Source organism: Bradyrhizobium sp. USDA 4354 (assembly GCF_054060315.1).
On record NZ_JBSSDC010000001.1, the window covers coordinates 2250141 to 2276252 of the forward strand.

General features: G+C 64.7%; 26 protein-coding genes and 1 pseudogene. 19 read left to right on the forward strand and 8 right to left on the reverse strand.

The genetic code is table 11. The features are described 5' to 3' along the window. Positions 1-24 precede the first annotated feature (24 nt). A complete protein-coding gene (locus ACVIIV_RS10495; protein ID WP_456744124.1) occupies positions 25-1233 on the forward strand; it encodes an ABC transporter substrate-binding protein in 1209 nt (402 codons plus the stop codon). Positions 1234-1291: 58 nt separating this feature from the next. Next, positions 1292-2731 carry an NAD-dependent succinate-semialdehyde dehydrogenase gene (locus ACVIIV_RS10500; RefSeq protein ID WP_456744125.1) on the forward strand — a complete coding sequence of 480 codons (1440 nt, stop codon included), beginning with the start codon at positions 1292-1294 and terminating at the stop codon, positions 2729-2731. Positions 2732-2774: 43 nt separating this feature from the next. On the opposite strand, the gene ACVIIV_RS10505 is transcribed toward ACVIIV_RS10500, so the two are convergent. After that, positions 2775-3365, reverse strand: coding sequence for a PadR family transcriptional regulator (locus tag ACVIIV_RS10505; RefSeq protein ID WP_456744126.1), 591 nt, complete (start codon positions 3363-3365; stop codon positions 2775-2777). 196 nt (positions 3366-3561) lie between these two features. Between ACVIIV_RS10505 and ACVIIV_RS10510 the strand changes: the two genes are divergently transcribed. From ACVIIV_RS10510 to ACVIIV_RS10530, 5 genes are all read left to right on the forward strand, one after another. Further along, positions 3562-3948, forward strand: a complete 387-nt coding sequence (locus tag ACVIIV_RS10510) for a nuclear transport factor 2 family protein (RefSeq protein ID WP_456744127.1) — start codon at positions 3562-3564, stop codon at positions 3946-3948. Positions 3949-4004: 56 nt separating this feature from the next. Then, positions 4005-5795 (forward strand): acyl-CoA dehydrogenase C-terminal domain-containing protein, encoded by a 1791-nt coding sequence (locus tag ACVIIV_RS10515; RefSeq protein WP_456744128.1) that lies wholly within the window; start codon positions 4005-4007, stop codon positions 5793-5795. 56 nt (positions 5796-5851) lie between these two features. Then, positions 5852-7060 (forward strand): acetyl-CoA C-acetyltransferase, encoded by a 1209-nt coding sequence (locus ACVIIV_RS10520; RefSeq protein ID WP_456744129.1) that lies wholly within the window; start codon positions 5852-5854, stop codon positions 7058-7060. Between the two features lie 154 nt (positions 7061-7214). Next, positions 7215-9428, forward strand: coding sequence for an FAD-dependent oxidoreductase (locus tag ACVIIV_RS10525; RefSeq protein WP_456744130.1), 2214 nt, complete (start codon positions 7215-7217; stop codon positions 9426-9428). 24 nt (positions 9429-9452) lie between these two features. Next, positions 9453-9701 carry a hypothetical protein gene (locus ACVIIV_RS10530; protein ID WP_456744131.1) on the forward strand — a complete coding sequence of 83 codons (249 nt, stop codon included), beginning with the start codon at positions 9453-9455 and terminating at the stop codon, positions 9699-9701. Between the two features lie 150 nt (positions 9702-9851). Here the strand turns inward: ACVIIV_RS10530 and ACVIIV_RS10535 are convergent, their stop codons facing one another. Next, positions 9852-10160 (reverse strand): hypothetical protein, encoded by a 309-nt coding sequence (locus ACVIIV_RS10535; RefSeq protein ID WP_456744132.1) that lies wholly within the window; start codon positions 10158-10160, stop codon positions 9852-9854. A gap of 233 nt (positions 10161-10393) precedes the next feature. Then, a pseudogene (locus tag ACVIIV_RS10540) lies at positions 10394-10737 on the reverse strand (glutathione transferase GstA); the annotation flags it as partial. Positions 10738-10863: 126 nt separating this feature from the next. Here ACVIIV_RS10540 and ACVIIV_RS10545 point away from each other — a divergent pair. The 3 genes from ACVIIV_RS10545 to ACVIIV_RS10555 all read left to right on the forward strand — a co-directional run bounded on the left by ACVIIV_RS10545 (position 10864) and on the right by ACVIIV_RS10555 (position 13583). Continuing rightward, positions 10864-11358, forward strand: coding sequence for a MarR family winged helix-turn-helix transcriptional regulator (locus ACVIIV_RS10545; protein ID WP_456744133.1), 495 nt, complete (start codon positions 10864-10866; stop codon positions 11356-11358). A 100-nt stretch (positions 11359-11458) separates the two neighbouring features. Then, positions 11459-12829, forward strand: coding sequence for a glutamate--cysteine ligase (locus tag ACVIIV_RS10550; protein WP_456744134.1), 1371 nt, complete (start codon positions 11459-11461; stop codon positions 12827-12829). 187 nt (positions 12830-13016) lie between these two features. Beyond that, entirely contained in the window at positions 13017-13583 is a 567-nt protein-coding gene (locus ACVIIV_RS10555; protein ID WP_456744135.1) for a PAN domain-containing protein, read from the forward strand. A 146-nt stretch (positions 13584-13729) separates the two neighbouring features. Here ACVIIV_RS10555 and ACVIIV_RS10560 read toward each other — a convergent pair whose 3' ends face one another. From ACVIIV_RS10560 to ACVIIV_RS10575, 4 genes are all read right to left on the reverse strand, one after another. After that, a complete protein-coding gene (locus ACVIIV_RS10560) occupies positions 13730-14302 on the reverse strand; it encodes a nucleotidyltransferase family protein (protein ID WP_456744136.1) in 573 nt (190 codons plus the stop codon). 11 nt (positions 14303-14313) lie between these two features. Further along, a complete protein-coding gene (lepB, locus tag ACVIIV_RS10565; protein WP_456744137.1) occupies positions 14314-15090 on the reverse strand; it encodes a signal peptidase I in 777 nt (258 codons plus the stop codon). Continuing rightward, entirely contained in the window at positions 15087-16514 is a 1428-nt protein-coding gene (tldD, locus tag ACVIIV_RS10570; RefSeq protein WP_456744138.1) for a metalloprotease TldD, read from the reverse strand. The genes lepB and tldD overlap by 4 nt, the downstream gene beginning before the upstream one ends. Positions 16515-16626: 112 nt before the next feature. Further along, on the reverse strand, positions 16627-17160 hold the full coding sequence (locus ACVIIV_RS10575) for an invasion associated locus B family protein (RefSeq protein WP_027574305.1): 534 nt from the start codon (positions 17158-17160) through the stop codon (positions 16627-16629). 459 nt (positions 17161-17619) lie between these two features. Between ACVIIV_RS10575 and coxB the strand changes: the two genes are divergently transcribed. From coxB to ACVIIV_RS10620, 9 genes are all read left to right on the forward strand, one after another. After that, on the forward strand, positions 17620-18474 hold the full coding sequence (gene coxB, locus ACVIIV_RS10580; RefSeq protein WP_100232550.1) for a cytochrome c oxidase subunit II: 855 nt from the start codon (positions 17620-17622) through the stop codon (positions 18472-18474). Between the two features lie 85 nt (positions 18475-18559). Further along, a complete protein-coding gene (ctaD, locus tag ACVIIV_RS10585; RefSeq protein WP_456744139.1) occupies positions 18560-20185 on the forward strand; it encodes a cytochrome c oxidase subunit I in 1626 nt (541 codons plus the stop codon). A 61-nt stretch (positions 20186-20246) separates the two neighbouring features. Next, positions 20247-21191, forward strand: coding sequence for a heme o synthase (locus tag ACVIIV_RS10590; RefSeq protein WP_456744140.1), 945 nt, complete (start codon positions 20247-20249; stop codon positions 21189-21191). Further along, positions 21188-21364 (forward strand): CoxF protein, encoded by a 177-nt coding sequence (locus tag ACVIIV_RS10595; protein ID WP_456744141.1) that lies wholly within the window; start codon positions 21188-21190, stop codon positions 21362-21364. Before ACVIIV_RS10590 ends, ACVIIV_RS10595 begins: the two co-directional genes overlap by 4 nt. A 5-nt stretch (positions 21365-21369) precedes the next feature. After that, complete coding sequence (locus ACVIIV_RS10600) at positions 21370-22029, forward strand: cytochrome c oxidase assembly protein (protein ID WP_456744142.1); 660 nt, start codon at positions 21370-21372, stop codon at positions 22027-22029. Between the two features lie 78 nt (positions 22030-22107). Continuing rightward, positions 22108-23004 (forward strand): cytochrome c oxidase subunit 3, encoded by an 897-nt coding sequence (locus tag ACVIIV_RS10605; protein WP_027574311.1) that lies wholly within the window; start codon positions 22108-22110, stop codon positions 23002-23004. Positions 23005-23100: 96 nt separating this feature from the next. After that, entirely contained in the window at positions 23101-23502 is a 402-nt protein-coding gene (locus tag ACVIIV_RS10610; protein ID WP_456744143.1) for a DUF983 domain-containing protein, read from the forward strand. Then, positions 23499-24251: an SURF1 family protein gene (locus ACVIIV_RS10615; protein ID WP_456744144.1), complete on the forward strand. Its 753-nt coding sequence runs from the start codon at positions 23499-23501 to the stop codon at positions 24249-24251. The genes ACVIIV_RS10610 and ACVIIV_RS10615 overlap by 4 nt, the downstream gene beginning before the upstream one ends. Before the next feature lie 115 nt (positions 24252-24366). Beyond that, entirely contained in the window at positions 24367-24732 is a 366-nt protein-coding gene (locus tag ACVIIV_RS10620; RefSeq protein WP_456744145.1) for a nuclear transport factor 2 family protein, read from the forward strand. Here ACVIIV_RS10620 and ACVIIV_RS10625 read toward each other — a convergent pair. Continuing rightward, positions 24729-26069, reverse strand: a complete 1341-nt coding sequence (locus tag ACVIIV_RS10625) for an ATP-binding protein (protein ID WP_456744146.1) — start codon at positions 26067-26069, stop codon at positions 24729-24731. The two genes, ACVIIV_RS10620 and ACVIIV_RS10625, sit on opposite strands and share 4 nt — an antisense overlap. Positions 26070-26112 lie beyond the last annotated feature (43 nt).

Below are 26112 nucleotides of genomic sequence, written 5' to 3' on the forward strand. Positions count from 1 at the left end.
CAAGAAAAGCAAGGGAGGATATTCGTGAAGACGAAAGCTTTGGTTGCGGCTCTGGCAGCGCTGTCCGTATGGGGACCCGCGCAAGCGGAGATCGCCAAGGGCACCGTGAAGATCGGCGTGCTCACCGACATGTCCGGTCCCTATGCCGACAATGTCGGCGCGGGATCGGTGCTGGCGGCGCAGATGGCGGTGGAGGATTTCGGCGGCAAGGCCGGCGGCATGCCGGTCGAGATCGTCTCGGCCGACCATCAGAACAAGGCCGATGTCGGTCTCGGCATCGTGCGGCGCTGGTACGACACTGAAGGCGTCGATGCGATCACCGAGGTGGTCTCGTCGGGCGTCGCGCTGGCCGTGCAGCAACTGACCCGCGAAAAGGACAAGGTCTTCCTCGCCACCGGCCCCGGAACGCCCGACCTCACCGGCAAGGCCTGTTCGCCGAACGGCGTGCACTGGGCCTACGACAATTACGCGCTGGCGAATGTCGCGACCGCGCCGCTGGTCAAGAAGGGCCTGAAGAGCTGGTTCTTCCTGACCGCCGATTACAGCTTCGGACAGGCGCTCGAGGCGGAAGCCTCCAAGGTGGTGCTCGCCAATGGCGGCACGGTGCTGGGTGCGGCGCGGGCGCCGCTCAACACGCCGGACTTCTCGTCTTTCCTGTTGCAGGCCCAGGCCTCGAAGTCGCAGGTGGTCGGGCTCGCCAATGCCGGCGCCGACATGATGAATTCGCTGAAGCAGGCGAACGAGTTCGGCCTCACCGCCGGCGGGCAGAGCATCGCGGCGCTGCTAGTCAATCTGCCCGACATTCACGGTCTCGGTCTCGCAAACGCCAAGGGGCTCATCTTCGCCGACAGCTTCTATTGGGATGCCAACGACAAGACCCGTGCCTGGAGCAAGCGCTTCATGGAGCGCTTCAAGGGCAAGGCGCCCGGCAGCCTGCAGATCGCGGTGTATGGCGCGGTCACGCATTACCTGAAGGCGATCGATGCGAAGAAGAGCGAGTCGGGTGCGGCTCTGGTCGCAGAGATGAAGAAGCTGCCGATCAACGACGTCTATACTACCAACGCTTCGATCCGCGAGGATGGGCGGGTGATCCGCGACATGTATCTGCTGCAGGTCAAGGATCCCTCGGAATCGAAATATTCCTGGGACTATTACAAGATCCTCGCCACGGTACCCGGCGATCAGGCGTTCCGTCCGCTCAAGGACGGCAATTGCCCGCTGGTCGCCAAGTAGCACGCGAACGGCGATCGGATCGCAGCCATGCTGCGGTCCGTCCTGCCCAGAGGGCCACATGACCGACTATCCTGCGCTCGCACTCTTCATCGATGGCCAGTGGCGAGACGCCGCCGGGCGCGCCACCGTTCCGGTGCGCAATCCTGCAACAGGGCAGGTCATCGGGCAGCTGCCCTGTGCCGGCGCAGAGGATCTGGAGGAGGCGCTCGCATCGCTCGCGCGGGGGCATGAGCAATGGCGCCGAATGTCGCCCGGCGACCGGGGCCGCATCCTGCAGCGCGCCGCGGCGCTGATCACCGAGCGGCGCGAGCATATCGCAAGCCTGATCACGCTGGAGCTCGGCAAGCCGATCGCCGAAGCCCGCACCGAGGTCGAGACCGCGGCCGCGCTGTTCGTGTGGAATGCGGAGGAGGGACGCCGCGCCTATGGCCGGGTCATTCCCTCGCGCCATCGTGCCATCCAGCAGGTCGCGATCCGTGAGCCGCTCGGTCCGATCGCGGCCTTTTCGCCCTGGAATGCGCCGGCCATCACGCCGGCACGCAAGATCTCCAGCGCCCTCGCGGCGGGCTGTGCCGTCGTGATCAAGCCGGCGGAGGAAACACCGGCGACGGCGCTCGCCATTGCCGCCGCGGTCAACGACGCCGGACTTCCGGCCGGCGTGCTCAACGTCGTGTTCGGTGACCCCACGCTGATCTCGCAGACGCTGCTGCGTTCGCCCGTCATCCGCGGACTCACCTTCACCGGATCGACCGAGATCGGCCGGCAGATCGGGGCGCTCGCCGTGCAGGGCCTGAAGCGGATGACGCTGGAGCTCGGCGGCCACGCGCCCGTGCTGATCTTTGACGACGTCGATCCCGAAGCTGCCGCGCTGTCGGCGGTCACCGCCAAGTTCCGCAATGCCGGCCAGGTCTGCACCTCGCCGACGCGCTTCTTCGTGCATGAATCGATCCACGACCGCTTCGCGGCCAAACTGGCCGAACTCGCCGAGGCCATCGTGGTCGGAGATGGATTCGATGCATCGACCCAGATGGGACCGTTGGCCCATGCGCGGCGCGTGGAGAGCATGGAGCGCTTCGTGGACGACGCGCGGGCGCGCCAGATCCGCGTCGCGGCGGGCGGCCGGCGCTGCGGAGAGGGCGGATATTTTTACCGCCCCACCGTGCTCTCCCATGTCGACCAGGAGTGCCTCGCCTCCAACGTCGAGCCGTTCGGCCCGCTGGCGACGACGGCCCCGTTCCGCACCGTGGACGAGGCGCTGCAGCTTGCCAATCGCCTGCCTTTCGGGCTCGCCGCCTATGTGATGACGCACGACATGCGCAACGCCTCCGCCGCATCCGAGGCGATCCAGAGCGGCAACGTGATCGTCAATCATTGGCAGGCGTCGCTGCCGGAAACGCCGTTTGGCGGCTACAAGGACAGCGGCATCGGCAGCGAAGGCGGCATCGAGGGCCTCCAGGAGTTCCAGACCCTCAAATACGTCAGCCAGCTGGCGGCCTGACGAGGCCGGGCGCGCGGCGACGGCCGCCGGTCCTTAGAGGCGTTCAGGCTTTTTCTTCGCGCTTGCCGTCCTCCAGCGGCACCACCGCGGCCTTGCCGCTCATCGCCGAGAGCGCCTCCAGCGCCTCCTCGCAGAAGTCGGCCACCATCTGCTCGTGCCGGGCCCCCAGGCGGAGCAGGAGCAAATTGCCGAGGTCGAGCCGGCCTTCCGCCGTACCGTCCGGAAAACGCTTCTTCAGGATGCGCTCGTAATTGGCGTGGCGGTCGCGGTGGTGCTCCAGACGGGCCATCAGGTCGGTGCGCATGGGCTCGATGTCGATGCTGTCGAGCGCATGCAGCCGCACCAGGAGGTCGTCCTTGATCGAGGGCGGCGTGCTTGGTCGCGCGGCCCAGTGCCGCAGCGCTGTTCTGCCTTCGGGCGTGAGCGTATAAACCAGCTTGTTGGGCTTGCCTGACTGCACGACCTCGCGGCCCTGGATGTGGCCGCGGTCGCGCAGCTTGGAGAGCTCGCGGTAGATCTGCTGATGGTCGGCCTTCCAGAAGAAGCCGATCGAGGAATCGAACGTCTTGGCGAGCTCGTAGCCCGTCATCGGACGTTCCGTCAGGCATGCGAGGATTGCGTCGCCCAGCGCCATCACCGGCCTCTCTTCCCAAGTCTGACCAAACCTGCTTGACTTTATGCGCATTGGCGCATATGCGTCAATGTGCATATGAGGCAACGTGCAAGCGGGCCAAAGCCCGACTGAAAAAACCAGTGAATTCAACCACATCTCTACTGTGCATGGGGTTGTTTTCGTAACTTTTGCCTTTGGCCTAGGGAGGCACCTGAGAATGACCGGCCTCGATTCCTGGTACGCCTACATGAAGTCTCATGACCGCACAGCGCTCTGGGACCTCCTGCATCCTGACGCGATCTTCGAAAGCCCCGTCGTGCACACGCCGCAGCGCGGCCGCGACATCACCTTCAAATACCTTTCCAGCGCCGAGAAGGTGCTCGGCGGTCCCGGCTTCACCTATGTCGGTGAGTGGAAGAATGAGCGCGGCGCCGTGCTCGAATTCAAGACCATGATCGACGGCATCGAGATCAACGGCGTCGACATCATCAGCTTCGATAGCGAGGGGCGCATCACCCATTTCAAGGTCATGGTGCGTCCGCTCAAGGCGATCAACATGCTGCACCGCCTGATGGCGGAGCAGCTTGCCGCCGCCCAATCATAAGCCCAACATCATCACTTCAAGGCCCATGACTTCAAGGCAGATGCCGGGAGAACGCCATGCCGATCTATAAAGCCCCCGTCGAAGACGTGAACTTCCTGCTCAACGACGTCTTCCAGATCGACCGCTACGACAATCTGCCGGGCTTCTCCGATGCGTCGAGCGACGTGCGCGAGGCGATCCTGGGCGAAGCCGCCAAGCTCGCCGAAGAGGTGCTGCAGCCGCTCAATCGCGTCGGCGATCTCGAAGGCTGCAAGCGCGCGGACGACGGCGGCGTCACTACGCCGAAAGGCTTCAAGGAGGCGTTCAAGCAGGTCGCCGAAGGCGGCTGGCTTGGTCTGTCGGCGCCGACTGAATACGGCGGCCAGGGCCTGCCGGTGACGCTGAGCCAGGCGGTCAACGAATTCCAGATCTCCGCCAACATGGCGTTCTCCATGTATGGCGGTCTCACCATGGGCGCGACCGCGGCGCTGCTGGTGCACGGAAGCCCCGAGCAGAAGAAGACCTATGTGCCGAAAATGGTGGCCGGCGAATGGACCGGCACCATGAACCTCACCGAGCCGCATTGCGGCACCGACCTCGGCATGCTCCGCACCAAGGCGGTGCGCCAGGTGGACGGCAGCTTCAAGATCACGGGCACCAAGATCTTCATCTCGGCCGGTGAGCATGATCTGGCCGACAACATCATCCACCTCGTGCTGGCCCGCATCGAGGGCGCGCCCGCCGGCATCAAGGGCGTGTCGCTGTTCGTGGTGCCGAAATTCCTGGTCAACGCCGACGGTTCGGTCGGCGCCCGCAACGGCGTCGTCTGCGGCTCGATCGAGCACAAGATGGGCATCCACGGCAATTCGACCTGTGTGATGAACTACGACAACGCCACCGGCTGGCTGATCGGCGAAGAGAACAAGGGCATGCAGGGCATGTTCGTGATGATGAACGAGGCCCGCCTCGGCGTCGCCGTTCAGGGCCTCGCGCAGTCCGAGGTCGCCTATCAGAACGCGGTCGCCTATGCCCGCGAGCGCATCCAGGGCCGCGCGCTCACCGGCGCCAAGGCGCCGGACAAGCCGGCCGACCCGATCATCGTGCATCCGGACGTGCGCCGCACGCTGCTCTCGATCCGCGCCTTCAACGAGGCCGCGCGCGCCTTCGTGATGTGGACCGCGCTGAAGAGCGACGTCGCCCACCGCTCGGAAGATCCGAAGGACCGTCAGGCCGCCGACGACCACATGGGCCTGATGACCCCGGTGCTGAAGGGCTTCCTCACCGAATACGGTTTTGCCAACGCAGTGCAGGCGCAGCAGATGTATGGCGGCCACGGCTACATCGCCGAGCAGGGCATGGAGCAGTTCGTGCGCGATGCGCGTATCGCGATGATCTATGAAGGCGCCAATGGCATCCAGGCGCTCGACCTGGTCGGCCGCAAGCTGCCGCGCGACGGCGGCCGCGCCATCATGGCGTTCTTCGGCGAGGTGATGGCCTTCGCCAAGGAGAACGGCGGCGATGAGGCACTGAAGCCCTTCATCACCCCGCTCTCGACCTCGCTCGGCCATCTCCAGCAGGCCACCACCTGGCTGATGCAGAATGCGATGGCGAAGCCGGACAATGCGGGAGCAGCCGCAACCGACTACCTGCATCTCTTCGGCTTCGTCGCGCTCGGCTACATGTGGGCGAAGATGGCGAAGGTGACGAATGCCAAGATTGCCGAGTCGGGCGCCACGCCCTATCTCTCCACGAAACTCGTCACCGGGCGCTTCTTCATGGAGCGGATGCTGCCGGAGACCGCGGCCAATCTCGCGCGCATCCAGTCCGGCTGCGCCACCATCATGGAATTGCCGGCGGAAGCGTTCTGAGCCTGCTTCCGCTGCCGTTTCCCAACAGCTTTCGAACATCACATCAGGAGGGCGTCATGCCTGAGGCATTCATCTACGATCACGTCCGCACCCCGCGTGGCCGCGGCAAGCCGGACGGCGCGCTGCACGAAGTGACCGCGCTCGCGCTCGCGACCGTGCCGCTGAAGGCACTGAAGGACCGCAACAACCTTCCCGAGGATTCGGTCGATGACGTCGTGCTCGGCGTTGTCGATCCCGTCGGCGAAGCCGGCTCCGACATCGCGCGCTTCGCCGCGCTCAAGGCCGGCCTCGGCGAAGCCGTGCCCGGCGTGCAGATCAGCCGCTTCTGCGCCTCCGGCCTCGACGCCGTGAACTTCGCCGCCGCACAGATCATGAGCGGTCAGCATGAGCTCGTGATCGGCGGCGGCGCCGAATCGATGAGCCGCGTCGGCATCGGCGCCTCCGGAGGCGCCTGGCCGGTGGATCCCTCGATCGCAGTGCCGGCCTATTTCATGCCGCAGGGTGTCTCGGCCGATCTGATCGCCACGAAATACGGCTTCTCGCGCGACGACGTCGATGCCTACGCCGTGCAGAGCCAGCAGCGTGCCGGCAAGGCCTGGGACGAGAGGCGTTTCGACAAGTCGGTGGTCCCGGTGAAGGACATCAACGGCCTCACCATCCTCGCCAAGGACGAGCACATGCGCCCCTCGACGACGATGCAGTCGCTGGCCCAGTTGCAGCCGTCGTTCACGATGATGGCGCAGATGGGCGGTTTTGACGGCGTCGCGATCCAGTCGCACCCGGAGATCGAGCGCGTCAACTACGTGCATCACGCCGGCAACTCATCCGGCATCGTCGACGGCGCCGGCGCCGTGCTGCTCGGCAGCAAGGAGGCAGGTGCCAAGTACGGCATGAAGCCGCGTGCAAAGATCCGCGCCTTCGCCAACATCGGCTCGGAGCCCGCGATGATGCTGACCGGTCCGGTCGACGTCACCGAAAAGTTATTCGCGCGCTCCGGCATGAAGAAGTCGGACATCGACCTGTTCGAGCTCAACGAGGCCTTCGCCTCCGTCGTGCTGCGCTACATCCAGGCCTTCGACATCGACAACGCCAAGATCAACGTCAATGGCGGCGCCATCGCGCTCGGCCATCCGCTAGGGGCGACCGGTGCGATGATTTTGGGCACCGTGCTCGACGAGCTCGAGCGCACCAACAAGTCCACCGCCCTCGTCACGCTGTGCATCGGCGGCGGCATGGGCACCGCGACCATCATCGAGCGGGTGTAACGAGCTGCCGTAGGGTGGGCAAAGCGAAGCGTGCCCATCACTGCTGTCTTCGCGAATGATGGTGGGCACGGCGCAAGAGCGCCTTTGCCCACCCTACGAGATCACAGTCAACCGCCGCGCCGAAGACTGGCTGCGGCACCGAGGAGCAACCAACATGTCGTACAAAAATTTCAAGGTTGAGACCGATTCCGACGGCATCGCGCTCGTCACCTGGGACATCCCGGGCCGTTCGATGAACGTGCTCGACGAGACCTCGACCAACGAGCTCGACGCGATCGTCAAGGCGACCACGGCAGACGCCGCCGTGAAGGGCGTCGTCATCACCTCCGCCAAGGAAGCGTTCTGCGCCGGCGCCGACCTGTCCATGCTCGAAGGCATGAACCAGGCCTACGCCAAAGTCTTGAAGGAGCAGGGCGAGACCGCGGCGAACCAGATGCTGTTCGAACAGAGCCGACGCTTCTCGCTGGTGCTGCGCTCGATCGAAACCTCCGGCAAGCCGTGGGCGGCCGCGATCAACGGCCTCGCACTCGGCGGTGGTTTCGAGATCACGCTGTGCTGCCACTATCGCGTCGCCGTGGAGAATCCCAAGACCCGCCTCGGCCTGCCGGAGGTCAAGGTCGGCCTGTTCCCCGGAGCCGGCGGCACGCAGCGCGTGCCGCGCCTGGTGCCGCCGCAGGACGCGATGACGATCCTGCTCAAGGGCGATCCTGTCACGGTCGACAAGGCCAAGGCGCTGAACCTGATCCACGCCATCGTTCCCGCCGCCGACCTCATCAAGGCCGCGAAGGATTGGATCAAGGGCGGCGGCAAGGCCGTCGCGCCCTGGGACGAAAAGGGCTTCAAGCTGCCCGGCGGCCCGGTGTTCTCCAAGGCGGGCATGATGATGTTCCCGGCCGGCAACGCGATCTACCGCCGCGAGACCTACGACAATTATCCGGCCGCGCGCGCGATCATGAGCTGCGTCTATGAGGGCCTGCAGCTGCCGATCGACGCCGCTTTGCGCGTCGAGTCGCGCTACTTCACCTCGGTGCTGCGCTCGAAGGAAGCGGCGGCGATGATCCGCAGCCTGTTCCTCTCGATGCAGGAGCTTAACAAGGGCGCGCGCCGTCCGAAGGACGTAGCCCCGACCAAGGTGAAGAAGATCGCCGTGATCGGCGCCGGTTTCATGGGCGCGAGCGTCGGCTACGTCTCAGCCCGTGCCGGCCTCGACGTCGTCCTGATCGACCGCGACCAGGAGAGCGCCGACAAGGGCAAGGCGCATGCGCAGAAGGTGATCGAGGAGCAGATCAAGAAGGGCCGCGCCAAGCCCGCCGATGCCGAAGCCCTGCTCGCGCGCATCACCCCGACGGCCGACTATGCCGCGCTTGGGGATGTCGACCTCGTCATCGAGGCCGTGTTCGAGGACCGCAAGGTCAAGGCGGAGACCTTCGCCAAGGCGCAGCAATATCTCAAGCCCGACGTGATCTTCGCCTCGAACACCTCGACGCTGCCGATCACCTCGCTGGCCGAGGCGTTCAAGGACCAGGGCAAGTTCATCGGCATCCACTTCTTCTCGCCGGTCGAGAAGATGATGCTGGTCGAGATCATCCTCGGCAAGAACACCGGCGATGTCGCGCTCGCGACCGCGCTCGACTACGTCCGGCAGATCGGCAAGACGCCGATCGTCGTGAACGACAGCCGCGGCTTCTTCGCCAACCGCTGCGTCGGCCGCTATGTCGCCGAAGGCAACGAGATGTTCCTGGAAGGCGTGCCGCCGGCAATGATCGAGAACTGTGCCAAGATGGCCGGCATGCCGGTCGGGCCGCTCTCGCTCTCGGACGAGGTCGCGCTCGATCTCGGTCTGAAGATCATGAAGGCGACCGAAACGGACCTCGGCCCCAACGCCATCAATCCCGAGCAGAAGAAGCTGATGGTGGAGATGGTCGAGAAGCAGGGCCGTCTCGGCCGCAAGAACAGCAAGGGCTTCTATGATTACCCCGAGAAGGGCAAGGGCCAGAAGAGCCTGTGGCCGGGTCTCTCCGCGCTGCAGCCGAAGCAGCTCGACCCCGACACGCTCGATATCGAGGAGTTGAAGCAGCGCTTCCTGGTGGTGCAGGCTGTGGAAGCCGCGCGCACGGTGGAGGACCACGTCATCACCGATCCGCGCGAAGCCGATGTCGGCTCGATCCTCGGCTTCGGCTTTGCGCCGTTCACCGGCGGCACGCTGTCCTACATCGACTTCATGGGCACGAGGACCTTCGTCGAGCTCTGCCACAAGCTGGAGGCGAAGTACGGCTCGCGCTTTACCCCGCCGAAGCTGCTGGAGGAGATGGCGGCGAAGGGTGAGACCTTCTACGGCCGCTTCGCGCCGAAGAAGGCGGCGGCCTGACGGCGCCTGTAGCCCGGATGGAGCGTGAGCGAAATCCGGGACAGCATCTCCTCGGATGCAGTCACCCGGATTGCGCTGCGCTCCATCCGGGCTACGCAGAAACAAAAGGCCGGATCATCGATCCGGCTTTTTTACTTTCAAATGAAAAGCGCTGGATCATCGATCCGGCCGATCTGTTTGCGCCTTGTCCAAATCGGTTATCGCCGCCCCGGCCGCGCCCGCTCGCTGGCACCGCTCTTGCTGATGGTCCACCGGATGGCCCATTGGCATTGAAGGTGTCCCGCAATGATCCCCACGGTGTCTCAGGACAGCGCAGCCGGCCTTGCGGTAAGATACGCTCCCCTATTGCTGCTGGGTCGGCCGTGGCCGCGCCGCAGGCTGCTCCGGCGGCGCAGAAAAATTCCTTCGTGGGTCGGCCTGGTCCTACTCGTTCTCGTCTTTGATATGGCGCTGGCCGTGCTTGCCTGGCTCGCCGTCGATCTCGTCCTGCATTGAGAGCTCCCCTCTGTGCACGTAGAACGTCGCCGCCAGATAGGCGATTTGGCCGGCAATCAGGCAGCCGACGACGATTGGAACGCCCGTCCAAAATCCAAAGCCTGAGGTCTGAAGGACCGTTGCCGCAAGGATCGCGGTCGCCGGCGAGACCAGCAATAGCGTCCAAACTCGGAAGAATAGCCCCGTCGCCAAGCCAGTGATCGAGCTCGCGAGCAGGAGGAGGAGTACCGTCGTCACAATAGCTTTCCGGTCCAGCGGTCTGCGTCATGTCCCGCGCTGAAGCTGAGCCAAGTGGATTGCTCTCACAAGGATGGCGACGCCCGCGGGGCGCATAACGCAGAGTTATTGTTAACCCCGACAATGCTCTAAAAATTGACGTCAGTGCGTCTCGAATCTTCTGAATTCGCGAATTGTGCAAGCAAAGAGCCGGATCATCGATCCGGCTTGTCGTCGTCCCGCCTGTCGTGCTCCGCGAACGGCGGACCAAAGCTCTTGCGCACCTTGGAGGCGAGGAAATCCAGCTTGTGGTGCTCGGAACTGTCGCGGGTCGGCGCCAGCGCCTTCGGCCAAAGCCTGATCGGCGGTCATCTGGACAATCACAGGGCCTTCGGTCACGATCTCACCGCCGTCGAGCCTAGCAGCGCAGGGACCTGGCCCCCAGGGTGCCCCCCAGGGGTTCAGCTTCAGATAATCCTCACCATTTCCGAGCTTCCAGGCGCTGATATCGAGCTTGACCAGCTCATCGGGCAGGCCGGCTTCCAGGAGCGCGATCTGGGGACAGCGAGCCGGCACCGGGTGAAGCGTACGGTTTCACGGAATTTCCTTCGCCTGATGCTTGGTTCGGCCGAAAGAACGACTACATGCCCCTGCTTGAAATAGTCAAGATTGATGCAGGTGCATCAAATGGAGTAAGAGACGGGCGACGAGCTTGAGCGGGACCATGAAACGCAAACCATCGACCGAGGCAACAGCCGCCTGGATCCGCCTGATGCGGGTGCAGAGCCGCGTGCTCGATTGCGTCGAGCAGGACTTGAAAAAGGCCGGCTTCCCACCGCTGGCCTGGTATGACGCGCTGCTCGAACTGTCGCGGGCGCCGTCGGGCGAGCTACGGCCGGTCGAACTCGAGCGGCAGATGCTGATTCCGCAATATTCTACCTCGCGGCTGATCGACCGCCTGGTCGACGAGGGCCTCGCCTCGCGGCGCGAATGCAAGATCGACAAGCGCGGTCAGTTCGTCGAGATCACGGAGGCCGGCCGCGAGTTGCAGAAGCGGATGTGGGGCGCGTATTCGGCTGCTATCGAGAAATATGTCGGTTCGAAACTGTCGGATGCCGACGCCGTCAAGCTCAGCAGTCTGCTCGATCGCCTGGGCTGCTCGTGCGGCGAGATGAAACTACCGCCTGCGGGCGTCAACGAAATCATGCCGTCGCGATGATCGCGCGGCAAACCCGCTCGTCCGCGCAACCGGTGGGTTCGCGGACCATCCCTGTCACCCGCGCGCGTTCGGTCGAAGCGCCCTTTGATTAGAGTTTGATATGGCGCGAGACCAGATCGATATGACGCCGCTGCAGTCACGCGACGAGCTCGTCGCGTGGTTCGAGGCCGGCTGCAAGGACCCGTCCGAATTCCGCATGGGCACAGAGCACGAAAAGACGCCGTTCACCCTCGACGGCCACCGTCCGGTGCCTTACGAGGGTGCGCGCGGCATCGGCGCGCTGCTCGAAGGCATGAAGCTCCTGCTCGGCTGGGAGCCGATCATGGAGAAGGGCAACATCATCGGCCTCTACGATGTCACCGGTGGCGGCGCGATCTCGCTCGAGCCGGGCGGACAGTTCGAGCTGTCGGGCGCACCGGTCGAGAACGTGCACCAGACCCAGGGCGAGTTGATGGCGCATCTTGCACAGGTGCGCGAGATCGCAACGCCGCTCGGCATCGGCTTCCTCGGGCTCGGCATGACGCCGTCCTGGTCGCGCGCCGACATCCCGGTGATGCCCAAGGGCCGCTACAAGATCATGACCAATTACATGCCGAAGGTCGGTCAGTACGGCCTCGACATGATGTACCGGACCTGCACCGTGCAGACCAATCTCGACTTCTCCTCCGAAGCCGACATGGTCAAGAAGCTGCGCGTCTCGCTCGCGCTCCAGCCGGTCGCGACTGCGCTGTTCGCCAATTCGCCGTTCACCGAGGGCAAGCCGAATGGCTTCCTCTCGTTCCGGTCAGAGATCTGGCGCGACACCGACAACGCGCGCGCCGGCATGATGCCGTGGGCGTTCGAGGACGGCATGGGGTTCGAGCGTTATGTCGATTACGCGCTCGACGTGCCCATGTATTTCGTCAAGCGCGGCGAGGAGTACATCGACGTGGCGGGCTCCTCGTTCCGCGCGTTCTTCGACGGCCGCAACAACAACCTTCCCGGCGAGCGTCCGACGCTGTCGGACTGGGCCAACCATCTCTCGACGATCTTCCCGGAAGTGCGGCTCAAGCGCTATCTCGAGATGCGCGGCTCCGACGGCGGCCCGTGGGGCCGCTTGCCGGCGCTGCCTGCATTCTGGGTCGGGCTGCTCTACGATGACGCTTCGCTCGATGCCGCCTGGGACATGGTGAAGCACTGGAGCGCGCATGAGCGTCAGGCGTTGCGCGACGACGTGCCGCGCTTCGGCTTCAAGGCGCGGATCAAGGACCGCTATCTGTTCGAGATCGCCAAGGAGTGCCTCGTTCTGGCACATGCCGGCCTGCGCCGGCGCGGCCGGATCGACCAGCTTGGCCGCGACGAGACCCGGCACCTCGAGCCGCTCGATCGCATCATCGATTCCGGCAGGACGCCGGCCGAGGAGATGCTGGAGAAGTTCAACGGTCCCTGGAAGGGCTCGGTGGAACGGGCCTACGCGGAGTACGCGTTCTAGACCTTGCTTGAGCATGAACTTCTCGGAAGACCGCGTCACACTTTGCGCTAACGCGGCCCTTCGGGTCCGGATCATGCTTTAGCCCAACGATCGGGATTTCAGCCGTTCATCGCCCATACAGGTTTACGGCGATCAAATGACCGGCTGAAAAAACCTGAGCGTCGTCAATAACTCGAAAGCTGTTCCGATGGGGAAGGGCCGCCTGTCCCGGGCCGTCATGGCCAGCGTCGTGGCATGTGCCACGCTGCTTTCGCTTGCAATTGCGAGCGTGCCGGCGCGTGCCCAGACGGCATTCGACCGGCCCGGCGGCGACTATTTCAGCACGCCGGTCACTTCGGGCGATCCTGAGGATTGCGCGCTGCTGTGCGAGCGTGATCGCCGCTGCCGCTCCTGGAGCTTCAATTATCCCGACGTCGAAGGCGGCCAGGCGGTGTGCTGGCTGAAGAATACCGTGCCGGCGCGCGTGCCGGGAAGTTGCTGCATCTCGGGGGTGCGCGGCGCCGGCGTAATCGAGCCGCGCGTCGAGGGCGTCGAGACGTCGATCGACCGTCCCGGCGGGGATTTGCGCAATTTCGAGCTCAAGGTCGGCGAAGGCGAGGAGACCTGCAAGGCCGCCTGCAGCGCCGACAACAAATGCCGCGCCTTCACCTATGCCCGCCCCGGCTACACCGGGCGCGAGGCGCGCTGCTTCCTGAAGAAGGAAATCAAGCCGCCGCGCCGCAAGCCGGGATTCACGTCGGGCGTGGTGCGGTAGGTTAGCAATCGTGCCCCGGGCGCGGCGCAGCACGAAGTGATGCGCTGCTGAACCGGGGCCCACGCAACACCGGAATCTATTGCGCCACGGGTCCCGGCTCTGCGCCGCATCGTTTCACGATGCGTCTTGTCCGGGACACGTGGGGCTCATGCGTCCGCCGCAATCACCGTGAGCTCCGGCCACAGCGCCTTCCATCGCGCGGCCTTCGCCTCGTAGTTGGCGATGGAAAAATTTGGCGCCCGGTTGGGCCGCACGATCAGCCTTGCGACGTCATCGAATCCGTGGGGTGCATAGACGTCGAAATTCCCATCAGCAGCGGGTCCGACACCCAGTTGCGTATTTTCCGTGAGGAAGCGGTCGATACCATCAGTCGAGCGCGTCAGCGGCGGATAGGGCAGGCCATGCTTGTCGGGGTACCACAGATGCACCCGCGCCTGGTTGCGGATCTCGACCTTGGCGCCGAGATGCGCGAGCCGCGCATGCAGGGTGCGGATGACTGCATCCTCCGCCTCCCATGAGGTATCAGGATCGAAATAGAATACGTCATAGTCGGCGATGCCGTGACTGATCGGACGGCCGGTGAGCACGTTCCACACCGTCTGCACCAGGCAACCTGCCACCAGCCAAGCATCCGGCAGCGCGAGGCGATGCAGCTCGTCCAGAATCGCGGCGTTGACCGGATTGCGCAAGGCAAGATCGACGAATTCGTCTCTTCTCACCCAACGACCAATCAATGCACGGCGGTGAAGAACCGTGCCAGCCTGAACCCGGACAGCCAGGTCCACACCGGCTGGCCGCGTATGCCGAGATCCCAGGAGCCGACCACCGCATCCGCACGGCCGATCAGATTGTCGATCGGCAATAGGCCGACGCCGCCGGAGCGCAGCGGCACGCGGCTGTCGGCGGAATTGTCGCGGTTGTCGCCGAGCACGAAGAGGTGGCCGGCCGGTACCGTCACTTCGGGCGTGTTGTCGAGCGGACCGCTGTCGCGCATCTTGAAGATCAGATGGGAGACGCCGTTCGGCAGTGTCTCGACATAGCGAGAGGCGGGCTCGCTGCCGCCATGGTCGTCCTCGGCGGCGCCGACGCCATCGGGCTTCAGCTCGGCGGGGCGGTCGTTGATGAAGAGCTGGCCCTGCCGCATCTGGATGCGGTCGCCGGGCAGCCCCACCACGCGCTTGACCCAGGCCTGCGAGCGATCGCCGGGCCAGCGGAAGACCACGACGTCACCGAGCTTCGGCGTCTCCGCGAAGACGCGGCCGCTCTCGGGCAGGCTGATCTGAATCGGCAGCGACGAGGTGCCGTAGCCATAGGGGAATTTCGAGGCGAGCAGCGCATCGCCGATCAAGAGCGTCGGCTCCATCGAGCCCGACGGCACGTAGAACGGCTCGGCGAGCGCGCCCTTGGCGATGAAGACCGCGGCGACGATGCCGGCGAGCTGCACGAGTTGCCCACCCCAGCCGCTGCTTTTCCGTTTCGGGGTGACGGTTGCTTTCTCAACGCTCATGCGCCCGTTCCACCCACAGTGATACGCTCCATCAGCAGCGATGGCTGGCCGACGCCGACAGGGACGCCCTGACCGTTCTTGCCGCAGGTCCCGATGCCGGTATCGAGCGCAAGATCGTTGCCGATCATGCGGATGCGATGCAGGTCGGTCGGCCCGTTGCCGATCAGCATGGCGCCCTTCAGCGGCGCGCCGATCTTGCCGTTCTCGATCTTGTAGGCCTCGGTGCACTGGAACACGTATTTGCCCGAGGTGATATCGACCTGGCCGCCGCCGAAATTCGCGGCGAACACGCCGTTCTTCACTGAGCTAAGGATCTCGGCCGGATCGCGATCGCCCGCGAGCATGTAGGTGTTGGTCATGCGCGGCATCGGCACATGGGCATAGCCCTGGCGGCGGCCGTTGCCGGTCGGCTTCATGTTCATCAGCCGCGCGTTCTGACGATCCTGCATGTAGCCGACGAGGATGCCGTCCTCGATCAGCACGGTGCGATTGGTCGGCGTGCCCTCGTCATCGATCGACAACGAGCCGCGCCGCGAGGCGATGGTGCCGTCATCGACCACGGTGACGCCCTTGGCCGCGACCTGCTGGCCCATCAGGCCCGCAAACGCCGACGTCTTCTTGCGGTTGAAGTCGCCTTCGAGACCATGGCCGACCGCTTCATGCAGCATCACGCCGGGCCAGCCGGCACCGAGCACGACGTCCATCTCGCCGGCCGGCGCCGGAATCGATTCCAGGTTGACAAGCGCCTCGCGCAGCGCGCCGTCGGCGGCCTCGCGCCAGCTCCTGCTCTCGATGAATTCGGCATAGCCGGCACGACCGCCATAGCCCTTGCTGCCGCTCTCCTGGCGGTCGCCCTGGCCGGCGACGACGGAGATGTTGACGCGCACCAGCGGACGGATGTCGCGATAGCTCTCGCCGTCGGGCCGCAGGATCTCGACGACCTGCCAAGTCGCGCCGAGACTCACGCTGACCTGCCGCACCCGCGGATCCTTGTCGCGCAGGTAAGCGTCGATCTCGGCGAGCAGCTTGACCTTGGTCTCGAACCCCGGCGCATCCAGCGGATTGTCATCGCCATAGAGCCGCACGTTGGTATGCGCCGGCGGCGCGGCGAAGCTGCCCGAGTAGCCGCCGCGCACGGCTGCGACTGCGTCGGCGGCGCGAATCAGCGCCGGCAGCGATACGTCGGAGGAATGCGCGTAACCCACCGCGTCATCCTTGACGGCGCGTAGGCCAAACCCCTGCGAGGTGTCGTAGGTCGCCTGCTTCAGCCGCCCATTGTCGAACATCAGCGCTTCGGTCTGGCTGTATTCCAGGAACAGTTCGCCGTCGTCGGCGCCCGAAAGCCCGCGCGCGATCTCGTGGCGAACCTGGTCGCGGTCGAGATTGGCACGGTCGAGCAGGGAGGTTGTGGCAGGGTTGGTCATGCGTCCGTCCATTAGCGGAAGATGTGGGGCAAGATAATGGTTTCGGACCGGTTCCGCGAGGGCGCGAAGCCTCACATTACGGAAACAATAGAATCGCCAGCGTCAGCCGCCGCTACGGCAGTTTGTCATAACCCTCGCCGAGCCCGTTCAGGCTGAGCGGGAAGCCGATGCCTTCTTCGGGGGTCTCGAAGATGATGAAGGTCGCGGTCTTGGCGCTGCGGAGCTGGCCGAGCAGCTTGTCTTCCAGGACGACCTCGGCGACGCAGCCGTTGGGGAGGCAGCGGACGAAGCCGGCGCGGCCGACGTCCTGGTTGTCGAGCTTGAGGCCGAGGCCGGAGGGCAACAGCACCCCGAGCGGGGCGACCACGCGCATCAGGCGGCTCTTCTGGTCGGCGGTCTTGAGCACGATCACGGTCAGGCCGGCATTGGAGCGGTCTTCCGCCACCACGCTCTGGATCAGGGCGCATTGCTCGGTCTGGGCGCCGGGCGGGGTGTCGCAGCGGATCTGCCAGTCGCCATGGACGGAGCGGACCGCGCCCTGCGCATGGGCAAGCCCCGGAAGCGCCAGCAGGACGATCGCAGCCACGAGGGCGGCCAGCGCCGGGAGGCCGTTCGCCGGCCTTGCCATCGATCTCGAAAGCCCCATCGGGTCGGTCCCTCTGCTCGCCTTCCTCGCTCGCGCCTGGCGGACTGATCTGGCGGACTGATACGGAAATGACGGCGTCTTGAAGGCGATTCCCAAGCAAATTCCGCGCCGCCCACAACCGCATCGCCCGCACGAATCAGGCTCCTGCGCGGCTGTCTGCCAGTGCCTACCGCGGGCAACTCCGCTGTCAAGCCGCAGCATCCCGGGAAGCGGTATTTTTGTCTGATGTTACTGGGAAATATCTTGCCGGTGATGGCTGGCAGACCAGGCTCAAGACTGCATTGCGATAGATCAAGAATTATGGTTTGAGAGGCTTGATTTCGCGTTCTAGCGATCTGGCCCCAATTCCTCTTAGAGGTATTCTTGCGTGGCGGTTTGTCGGACTGGCGGGTCGAATAAGCGTTTCCCGGAAACAGGGGAGCGCACTTGGGGTGATTTCGTAAGGGGAGCGCGAACGGCATGAGGATGTCGATGGGTCGGGTGGGCCGGCAATTGCTGGGATTGGCCACCATCGCCTTGGTGGCGGCGGGCGTCACGCTAGCGACGGGTGGTGCGGCATTCGCCGAGCTCGGGCAGCCGGCGCCGTGGGAGTGGACGCTCCAGCAGTCCGGTTCCCCCGTGATGGACAACATCGTCTGGTTCCACAACTTCCTGTTCGTGCTGATCACGCTGATCACGCTGTTCGTCCTGGCGCTGCTTGTGATCGTGGTCATCAAGTTCAACGCGAAGGCCAATCCGGTGCCGTCGCGGACCACGCACAACACGCTGATCGAGGTAGCCTGGACGCTCGTTCCGGTGCTGATCCTGGTCGGCATCTCGGTGCCCTCGTTCCGGCTTCTGTTCCTGGAGCTCGACGTGCCGAAGGCGGATCTGACCATCAAGGCGACCGGCAAGCAGTGGTACTGGTCCTATGCCTATCCCGATAACGGCAAGTTCGAGTTCGACTCGCTGATGGCGCAGGACAAGCAGCCGCGCCTGCTCGGCGTCGACAACGAGATGGTGGTGCCGGTCAACAAGGTGATTCGCGTCCAGACCACCGGCGCCGACGTCATCCATGCCTTCGCGGTGCCGGCTTTCGGCATCAAGATCGACGCCATCCCGGGCCGCCTGAACGAGACCTGGTTCAAGGCCACCAAGACCGGCATGTACTACGGTCAGTGCTCGGAACTGTGCGGCAAGGATCACGCCTTCATGCCGATCGCCGTGCGCGTGGTGAGCGACCAGGAGTTCGCCTCCTGGGTCGAGACGGCGAAGAAGAAATATGCGAGCGGCGGCACCAGCACCTACGCCTCCGCGGCCGGCCCGACGCAGTAAGCGTCGGGTGACGGCTTGAGGGACTGAAAGCGACAAAGGGCGGGACCTTCAAAGGTCCGAATGGGACGCAAGGCAGGATTTGAAAATGGCAACGAGCGCAGCGGCACACGGCGATCACGCGCAAGCCCACGGACATGACGAGCACGCCCATCCGACCGGGTGGCGGCGCTACGTCTATTCGACCAATCACAAGGACATCGGCACGATGTACCTGATCTTCGCGGTCATCGCCGGCATCATCGGTGCCGCGATGTCGATCGCGATCCGGGCCGAGCTGATGTATCCGGGCGTGCAGGTCTTCCACGAGGCGCACACCTACAACGTCTTCGTGACCTCGCACGGCCTGATCATGATCTTCTTCATGGTCATGCCCGCGATGATCGGCGGGTTCGGTAACTGGTTCGTGCCGCTGATGATCGGCGCGCCCGACATGGCGTTCCCGCGCATGAACAACATCTCGTTCTGGCTGCTGCCGGCCTCCTTCGCGCTGCTGCTGATGTCGACCTTCGTCGAGGGCGAGCCGGGCTCCAACGGCGTCGGGGCGGGTTGGACCATCTACGCGCCGTTGTCGACCTCGGGCCATCCCGGCCCGGCGGTCGACTTCGCGATCCTGTCGCTGCACCTCGCCGGTGCCTCCTCGATCCTGGGCGCGATCAACTTCATCACCACGATCTTCAACATGCGCGCGCCGGGCATGACGCTGCACAAGATGCCGCTGTTCGTGTGGTCGATCCTGGTGACGGTGTTCCTGCTGCTGTTGTCGCTGCCGGTGCTCGCCGGTGCGATCACCATGCTGCTCACCGACCGCAATTTCGGCACGACGTTCTTCGCGCCCGACGGTGGCGGCGACCCCGTGCTGTTCCAGCATCTGTTCTGGTTCTTCGGTCACCCGGAGGTCTACATCCTGATCCTGCCCGGCTTCGGCATGATCAGCCAGATCGTCTCGACCTTCTCGCGCAAGCCCGTGTTCGGCTATCTCGGCATGGCCTACGCCATGGTCGCGATCGGCGGCATCGGCTTCGTGGTGTGGGCGCACCACATGTATACGGTCGGCATGTCATCGGCGACGCAGGCCTATTTCGTCGCCGCCACGATGGTCATCGCCGTCCCGACCGGCGTGAAGATCTTCTCCTGGATCGCCACGATGTGGGGCGGCTCGATCGAATTCCGCGCGCCGATGATCTGGGCGGTGGGCTTCATCTTCCTGTTCACGGTCGGCGGCGTCACCGGCGTCGTGCTGGCGAACGCGGGTGTCGATCGCGTGCTCCAGGAAACCTACTACGTCGTCGCGCACTTCCATTACGTGCTGTCGCTCGGTGCGGTGTTCGCGATCTTCGCCGGTTGGTACTACTGGTTCCCGAAGATGTCGGGCTACATGTACAATGAGTGGATCGCCAAGCTGCACTTCTGGGTCACCTTCGTCGGCGTCAACCTGGTGTTCTTCCCGCAGCACTTCCTCGGCCTGTCGGGCATGCCGCGACGCTATGTCGATTATCCCGATGCCTTCTCGGGCTGGAATCTGGTCTCGTCGCTCGGCTCCTACATCTCGGGCTTCGGCGTGCTGATCTTCCTCTACTGCGTCCTCGACGCCTACATGAAGAAGGTGCCGGCCGGTAACAATCCCTGGGGTGCCGGCGCGACCACGCTGGAGTGGACGCTGTCCTCGCCGCCGCCCTTCCACCAGTTCGAAGTGCTGCCCCGCGTGCAGTAAGCCATCTCCCGCGGCGCCCGTGACGGGCGCCGCGGCGCTATAACGAAGCGAGTAGATCTAAGTGTCCGTCATCGACCACAATGCCATCGACATCAATCCCCGCATCTCCGAGGCGGAGGTCGGCGACTACATCGCGCTGCTCAAGCCGCGGGTGATGTCGCTGGTGATCTTCACCGCGCTGGTCGGGATGGCGATGGCGCCGGGACACTTCCACCCCGTGCTGGCGATCACCTCGCTGCTCTGTATCGCGGTCGGTGCCGGCGCCTCCGGGGCGCTCAACATGGCGCTCGAAGGCGACATCGACGCCAAGATGTCGCGCACGGCGAACCGGCCGATCCCGCGCGGCCGCATCACCCGTCCCGAGGCCATGACGTTCGGCATGACGCTCGCCTTCTTCTCGGTGATGACGCTCGGCATCCTGGTCAACTGGATTGCGGGCGCGCTGCTCGCCTTCACAATCTTCTTTTACGTCGTGATCTACACGATGTGGCTGAAGCGCTGGACCGCGCAGAACATCGTGATTGGCGGCGCGGCCGGCGCCCTGCCGCCGGTGGTGGCCTGGGCTGCGGTGACGGGTACGGTCGACGTCGAGCCGCTGCTGCTGTTCGCCATCATCTTCTTCTGGACCCCGCCGCATTTCTGGGCGCTGGCGCTGTTCCGCTCCGACGATTACGCGCGCGCCGGCATTCCGATGCTGCCCAACGTCGCCGGTCCCGACGCGACGCGGCTGCAGATCCTGCTCTACACCATCGTAATGATCGCGGTTGCCGCTGCCCCCTGGGCGCTCGGCTATTTCGACGCGGTCTACGGCATCGTGTCGCTGATCCTCGGCGCCGGCATGCTGGTGCTCGCGATCAACGTCTATATGCGCCGCGAACGCAGCCAGTCGCTGCGCGCGACCCGCAAGCTGTTTGCATTCTCGATCCTGTATCTGTTCGCGCTGTTCGCGACCCTGCTGGCCGAGGTCGTGTATCGGGCGCTTGCCCCGATGGTAGGGGGCGCATGATCACAGCGATGGCTGACAAACCCGAGCCAGATGGAATCGTCCTCACCGAGGCGCAGCAGAAGAGCCGTCGTCATCGTTCGATCGCAATCGCGCTCGCGCTCGGCGTGCTCGTGGTGCTGTTCTTCGCCGTCACCATGGTCAAGGGACCGGCAGTGCTAGTGCGGCCGATGTAGGAAACATGGATCACGAGCCGACCATATCGCGGGATCAGAGCCGGACGGCCACGAAGGGTCGTTTCGGTGGCCTTGGTTTCGGTGGCCTTGGCCGCGACGCGCTGGTCGCCTCGATCTGCGGCGGCGTGGTCGCGCTGATGGTCGGTGCCTCCTACGCAGCGGTGCCGTTCTACAACTGGTTTTGCCGTACCACCGGATTCAACGGCACGACGCAGGTTGCGACCTCGGCGCCGGCCAATGGCCCGATCGCGCGGAAGATCTCGGTGCGTTTCGACTCCAACGTCGCGCCCGGCCTGCCATGGAAGTTCGAGCCGGAGCAGAGCGAGATCGAGGTCAATATCGGCCAGGTCGTGACTGTCTTCTACACCGTGACCAATCAGGCCGCGCGCACCACTGCGGGCCAGGCCGCCTACAACGTCGCGCCGCTGACGGTCGGCTCCTACTTCCAGAAGATCAACTGCTTCTGCTTCACCGAGCAGACCATGGCGCCCGGCGAGAAGCGCGAGATGCCGGTCGTGTTCTACGTCGATCCCTCGATCGCCGAGGACCGCGAGAATGACGGGCTGAATACGATCACGCTGTCCTACACGTTCTATCCGGTGCGCGATCCCGTGGTGAAGCCGCTCGCCGCCAGCGAGGACGACAAGCGCAAGGGAAATCTTTGACCGCCGGGCTGACGCTCATGCGGTTGGAAACAAGGGGATAAGTGCCTGATAGGCACGGGATTGAGGAGAGAGACGGAAATGGCCACGGCGCACACCAAGCATCACGACTATCACCTGGTCGATCCCTCTCCCTGGCCGGCCGTCGGCTCGCTGTCGGCTTTCATCATGGCGGTCGGCGCGATCGCCTGGATGCACCACATGTTCTCCGCGGCGCCGATCGTGTTCGGCGTCGGCACCGTCGGCGTGCTCTACACCATGGCGAGCTGGTGGGCCGACGTGATCAAGGAAGCCCAGTACAAGGGCGACCACACCCGCGTCGTGCAGCTGCATCACCGCTACGGCATGATCCTGTTCATCGCCTCCGAGGTGATGTTCTTCGTCGCCTGGTTCTGGGCCTATTTCAACGCCGCGCTGTTTCCGGCCGACGCGGTCCACGCCACCCGCGATGCGGTGTTCGGCTGCGGTCTCGGCACCCAGCCCGGTGCCTGCTCGGTCCCCGGCACCTGGCCGCCGAAGGGCATTGAGACTTTCGATCCCTGGCATCTGCCGCTGCTGAACACGCTGATCCTGCTGACGTCAGGCACCACCGTGACCTGGGCGCACCATGCGCTGCTCGAGAACGACCGCCAGGGCCTGAAATACGGCCTGATCCTCACCGTTCTCTTGGGCGCGCTCTTCACTTGCGTGCAGGCCTATGAGTACAGCCACGCGGCGTTCTCCTTTGCCGGCAACGTCTATGGCGCGACCTTCTTTATGGCGACCGGCTTCCACGGCTTCCACGTGCTGGTCGGCACCATCTTCCTGCTGGTCTGCCTGTTCCGCGCCTATGCCGGCCACTTCACGCCGAAGCAGCATCTCGGCTTCGAATTCGCCGCCTGGTACTGGCACTTCGTCGACGTGGTCTGGCTGTTCCTGTTCCTCTGCATCTACGTCTGGGGACGCGGCGCCGAGACCATGGCCCACGCTGCGCACTGAGCCCATCGAACCGATCAGAAAGGGCGGCCGGAGGGCCGCCCTTTCGCGTTACGGCCGCCGGAAGTTTCGGCGGAAACTGTGATAGAGTCCGCCATCATGAACGACAGCGCCGGCACACCCCAGTCCGAAACCACCGTCCTGCAAAGCGCGATGCGCGGGCTTGCCTGCAAATGCCCGCGCTGCGGCCAGGGCAAGCTTTATGCGGGCTTCCTGACGCTCGCGCCCGCTTGCGACCGCTGCGGCCTCGATTACGCTTTCATCGATTCCGGCGACGGTCCGGCGATCTTCATCATCATGCTCGCCGGCGCCATCGTCGTTGGCTGCGCGCTCGTGGTCGAGGTCAAGTACCAGCCGCCGTTCTGGCTGCATGCGGCGCTCTGGCTGCCGCTGATCCTCGCCACCACGCTGTTGCCGCTGCGTGCGATGAAATCGCTGCTGATCGCGCTGCAATTCCATCACAAGGCGGCGCCGGGCCGGTTGGTCGATCGCGCGAAATGAACGAGCCTGCGCGCAAGGGCCGCGTGGCCGGCTTCGCGCTGTTCACGCTGTTCCTGACGGCTGTGTTCGTCGCGCTCGGTGTCTGGCAGTTGCAGCGCCGGACAGCCAAGCACGAGCTGATTGCGGCACTCACCGAACGGCTTGCGGCGGCGCCGATGGCGCTGCCGCCGTCTGCGCAATGGGCCGCGCTGAACCCTGCCCGCGATGAATTCCGCCGCGTCAGCTTCACCGCGACCTATGCAGCCCTGCCCGATGCGATGGTCTATTCCTCCGGCTCCGTGGTGCGCAAGGACGCTTCCGGCCCGGGCACCTGGGCGTTCCTGCCGGCTCGGCTCCCGGGTGGCGAGACGGTCGTGATCGATGCGGGCTTCGTCGAGAACACGATGCAGGACCGCGGCGTCGAGGATCGCGCGGTGAAGAAGCTCGTCACGGGCCAACCGGTGGTGCTCACCGGCTATCTGCGCTTTCCCGAGGCGCCAATCTGGCTGACGCCGGCGGAGAATCGCGACAAGCGGCTCTGGTTCGTGCGCGATCATCTTGGAATCGCAAGCGCGCTCGGCTGGGGCGCGGTTGCGCCGTTCTATATCGACCTCGAGCAGCCCGCGCCCGCGAACGGCATTCCGCGTCCGGGCCCGCTCGAAGTGAATCTGAAGGACGACCATCTGCAATATGCTGTCACCTGGTTCACGCTTGCAGGCGCCGTGCTGATCGCCTTCGCCGTCTGGGTGAGAGGCCGGCGGCAGAGCTGAGCTTCATGCAGATACTTCGAGAGAGCCCGGTATCGCCCGGGGTTTATTATTCAGCGCATATTCACGAGTGTGATCCTAAGCCGCCGGTATTTTCCGCGGCAGACAGGATTGCGTCGTGAGCGATTTCGACCAGATGGGAATTGTCGTCGATTGGGTGGACGCCTGCCGGAAGGGCGACCTCACGACCCTGCTCGACCTCTATGCGGACGATGCGCAGCTCGAATGCACGTGTAACGGCACGCGGCGCTACCGCGGCCGGAGCGAGATCGAGGCCTATTGGCTGCCGCGGCTCAGCGCCTTCTCGTCGGCAGGTTTCGGTCTGGAGGAGATCCATCCCGCGCCCCACGGCATCAATCTCGAATATTCCGTCGCCGGCGCGCTGCGCATTCAGGCCTCGTTCCGCTTCGGCCCGGATGGCAAGATTCACAGCACGCTGTGCGAACCGGCGCGACAGAACGCGCATGACGGCTGCGCGTGTTAGCCTGATGATGGCGCGTCCCGCGTCGGCTTGGCCGGAAGGCGGCAGCGCACGTAAGTTCGCCCGTCCACGCGCAACAGGGACAGCGATCCGCTGAGCGCACGCACGCGCTCCTGCATGCCGGTCAGGCCCCGGCCGAAGATGTTGTCTGCAGGAAAACCGCCGCCATCGTCGGAGATCTCGACGACGAGCGTCTCGCCGGCGACGGTCGCATGCACATGGGCGTTGCTGGCCCTGGCATGGCGAAGCACGTTGGTCAGTGCCTCCTGGATCAACCGATACACGGTCTGAGCCAACGGCCCGTCGATCACGTTCAGATCGGCATCGATCGTGTCCGTCAGGATGATATGCGGTGCCTGCTTGCGAAAGTTCCGGAGCAGGGTCTGCACGCTGGTCGAAAGGCCCAGTTCCTCGATATAGAGCGGCCGCAGCCGGTCGAGGATCCGGCGGCTGGTCTGCTGGAGTGCCTCGACCGATTGCAGCAGATCCTGCGCCGAATTGCCGAGATTTCCCACTGGCTGGGAGACCTCGACCAGCGCGATCGTGCCGGCACGGATGCTGAACAGCAGCGGTCCGAGCTCATCGTGCAGTTCGCGGGCGAGATCGCGCCGCTCGTCGTCCTGGAGCGACACCAGGCGGTGCATCAGATCGCGATTGTCCCGGCTCAATTGCGCCAACGTTGCGGCCAGCGCATTCGCCTCCTCGCAGCCTTGCCGAATTTCCGGCGGACCTCCGACCGGAATCGGCCTGGTGTAGTCGCCCCGTCGTATTCGCGTGAGACCTTCGCTGAGATGTTGCAGGGGGCGCAGGACAGCTCCCGCCAAGACATAGGCGGTCGTGCCGGTAAGAACCATCAGCACGGTGACCAGGCTGGCCAACGCAAGAAAGCCGATCCATTTCTCGAACAGATCGGCAGCCATGTCCGGCAGGAATACGATGTCGCCGATACGTCTGCCGTCGATCATCACCGCGGATGCCGCCTGCATGTCGGGGATGGCGAGAAGGTCGATGAACCATTGCGGCACGCCATGCGGCTTGCGCAGGTCGTCCTTCGGCGACGGCGTGGGACCTGCTTCCACGGCACGGAATTGGATATCGGAGGAGGTGTCCAAAGAATGGGCAAAGGCGTCGAGCGTCTGCCGTGGATTGTCCGATGCGCGCAGGGTGTTGTTGAGCGCGGCGGCGATGGCCTCTGTCGAGCGCCGTCGCGGCTCGTTCTCCTCCGCCAATTGGCCCGTCGCGAATATCCGGAGCAGCACGCCACCCAGGATCAGCGCCGCGAGAAAGCTGGCGCCGAGCGGAAGAAACAGTTGCGTTCGGAACGAAAGTCGTTGCCACATTAGGTCAATTCTAACGCGCATCGGCGGGATTTGCTCTTTCCAT

Coding starts and splice junctions, on each gene's coding strand:
- ACVIIV_RS10500 (WP_456744125.1), top strand. CDS start 1,292: ATGACCGACTATCCTGCGCTCGCACTCTTCATCGATGGCCAGTGGCGA.
- ACVIIV_RS10505 (WP_456744126.1), bottom strand. CDS start 3,365: ATGGCGCTGGGCGACGCAATCCTCGCATGCCTGACGGAACGTCCGATG.
- ACVIIV_RS10510 (WP_456744127.1), top strand. CDS start 3,562: ATGACCGGCCTCGATTCCTGGTACGCCTACATGAAGTCTCATGACCGC.
- ACVIIV_RS10515 (WP_456744128.1), top strand. CDS start 4,005: ATGCCGATCTATAAAGCCCCCGTCGAAGACGTGAACTTCCTGCTCAAC.
- ACVIIV_RS10520 (WP_456744129.1), top strand. CDS start 5,852: ATGCCTGAGGCATTCATCTACGATCACGTCCGCACCCCGCGTGGCCGC.
- ACVIIV_RS10525 (WP_456744130.1), top strand. CDS start 7,215: ATGTCGTACAAAAATTTCAAGGTTGAGACCGATTCCGACGGCATCGCG.
- ACVIIV_RS10545 (WP_456744133.1), top strand. CDS start 10,864: ATGAAACGCAAACCATCGACCGAGGCAACAGCCGCCTGGATCCGCCTG.
- ACVIIV_RS10550 (WP_456744134.1), top strand. CDS start 11,459: ATGGCGCGAGACCAGATCGATATGACGCCGCTGCAGTCACGCGACGAG.
- ACVIIV_RS10555 (WP_456744135.1), top strand. CDS start 13,017: ATGGGGAAGGGCCGCCTGTCCCGGGCCGTCATGGCCAGCGTCGTGGCA.
- lepB (WP_456744137.1), bottom strand. CDS start 15,090: ATGAGCGTTGAGAAAGCAACCGTCACCCCGAAACGGAAAAGCAGCGGC.
- tldD (WP_456744138.1), bottom strand. CDS start 16,514: ATGACCAACCCTGCCACAACCTCCCTGCTCGACCGTGCCAATCTCGAC.
- ACVIIV_RS10575 (WP_027574305.1), bottom strand. CDS start 17,160: ATGGGGCTTTCGAGATCGATGGCAAGGCCGGCGAACGGCCTCCCGGCG.
- coxB (WP_100232550.1), top strand. CDS start 17,620: ATGAGGATGTCGATGGGTCGGGTGGGCCGGCAATTGCTGGGATTGGCC.
- ctaD (WP_456744139.1), top strand. CDS start 18,560: ATGGCAACGAGCGCAGCGGCACACGGCGATCACGCGCAAGCCCACGGA.
- ACVIIV_RS10595 (WP_456744141.1), top strand. CDS start 21,188: ATGATCACAGCGATGGCTGACAAACCCGAGCCAGATGGAATCGTCCTC.
- ACVIIV_RS10600 (WP_456744142.1), top strand. CDS start 21,370: ATGGATCACGAGCCGACCATATCGCGGGATCAGAGCCGGACGGCCACG.
- ACVIIV_RS10605 (WP_027574311.1), top strand. CDS start 22,108: ATGGCCACGGCGCACACCAAGCATCACGACTATCACCTGGTCGATCCC.
- ACVIIV_RS10610 (WP_456744143.1), top strand. CDS start 23,101: ATGAACGACAGCGCCGGCACACCCCAGTCCGAAACCACCGTCCTGCAA.
- ACVIIV_RS10615 (WP_456744144.1), top strand. CDS start 23,499: ATGAACGAGCCTGCGCGCAAGGGCCGCGTGGCCGGCTTCGCGCTGTTC.
- ACVIIV_RS10625 (WP_456744146.1), bottom strand. CDS start 26,069: ATGTGGCAACGACTTTCGTTCCGAACGCAACTGTTTCTTCCGCTCGGC.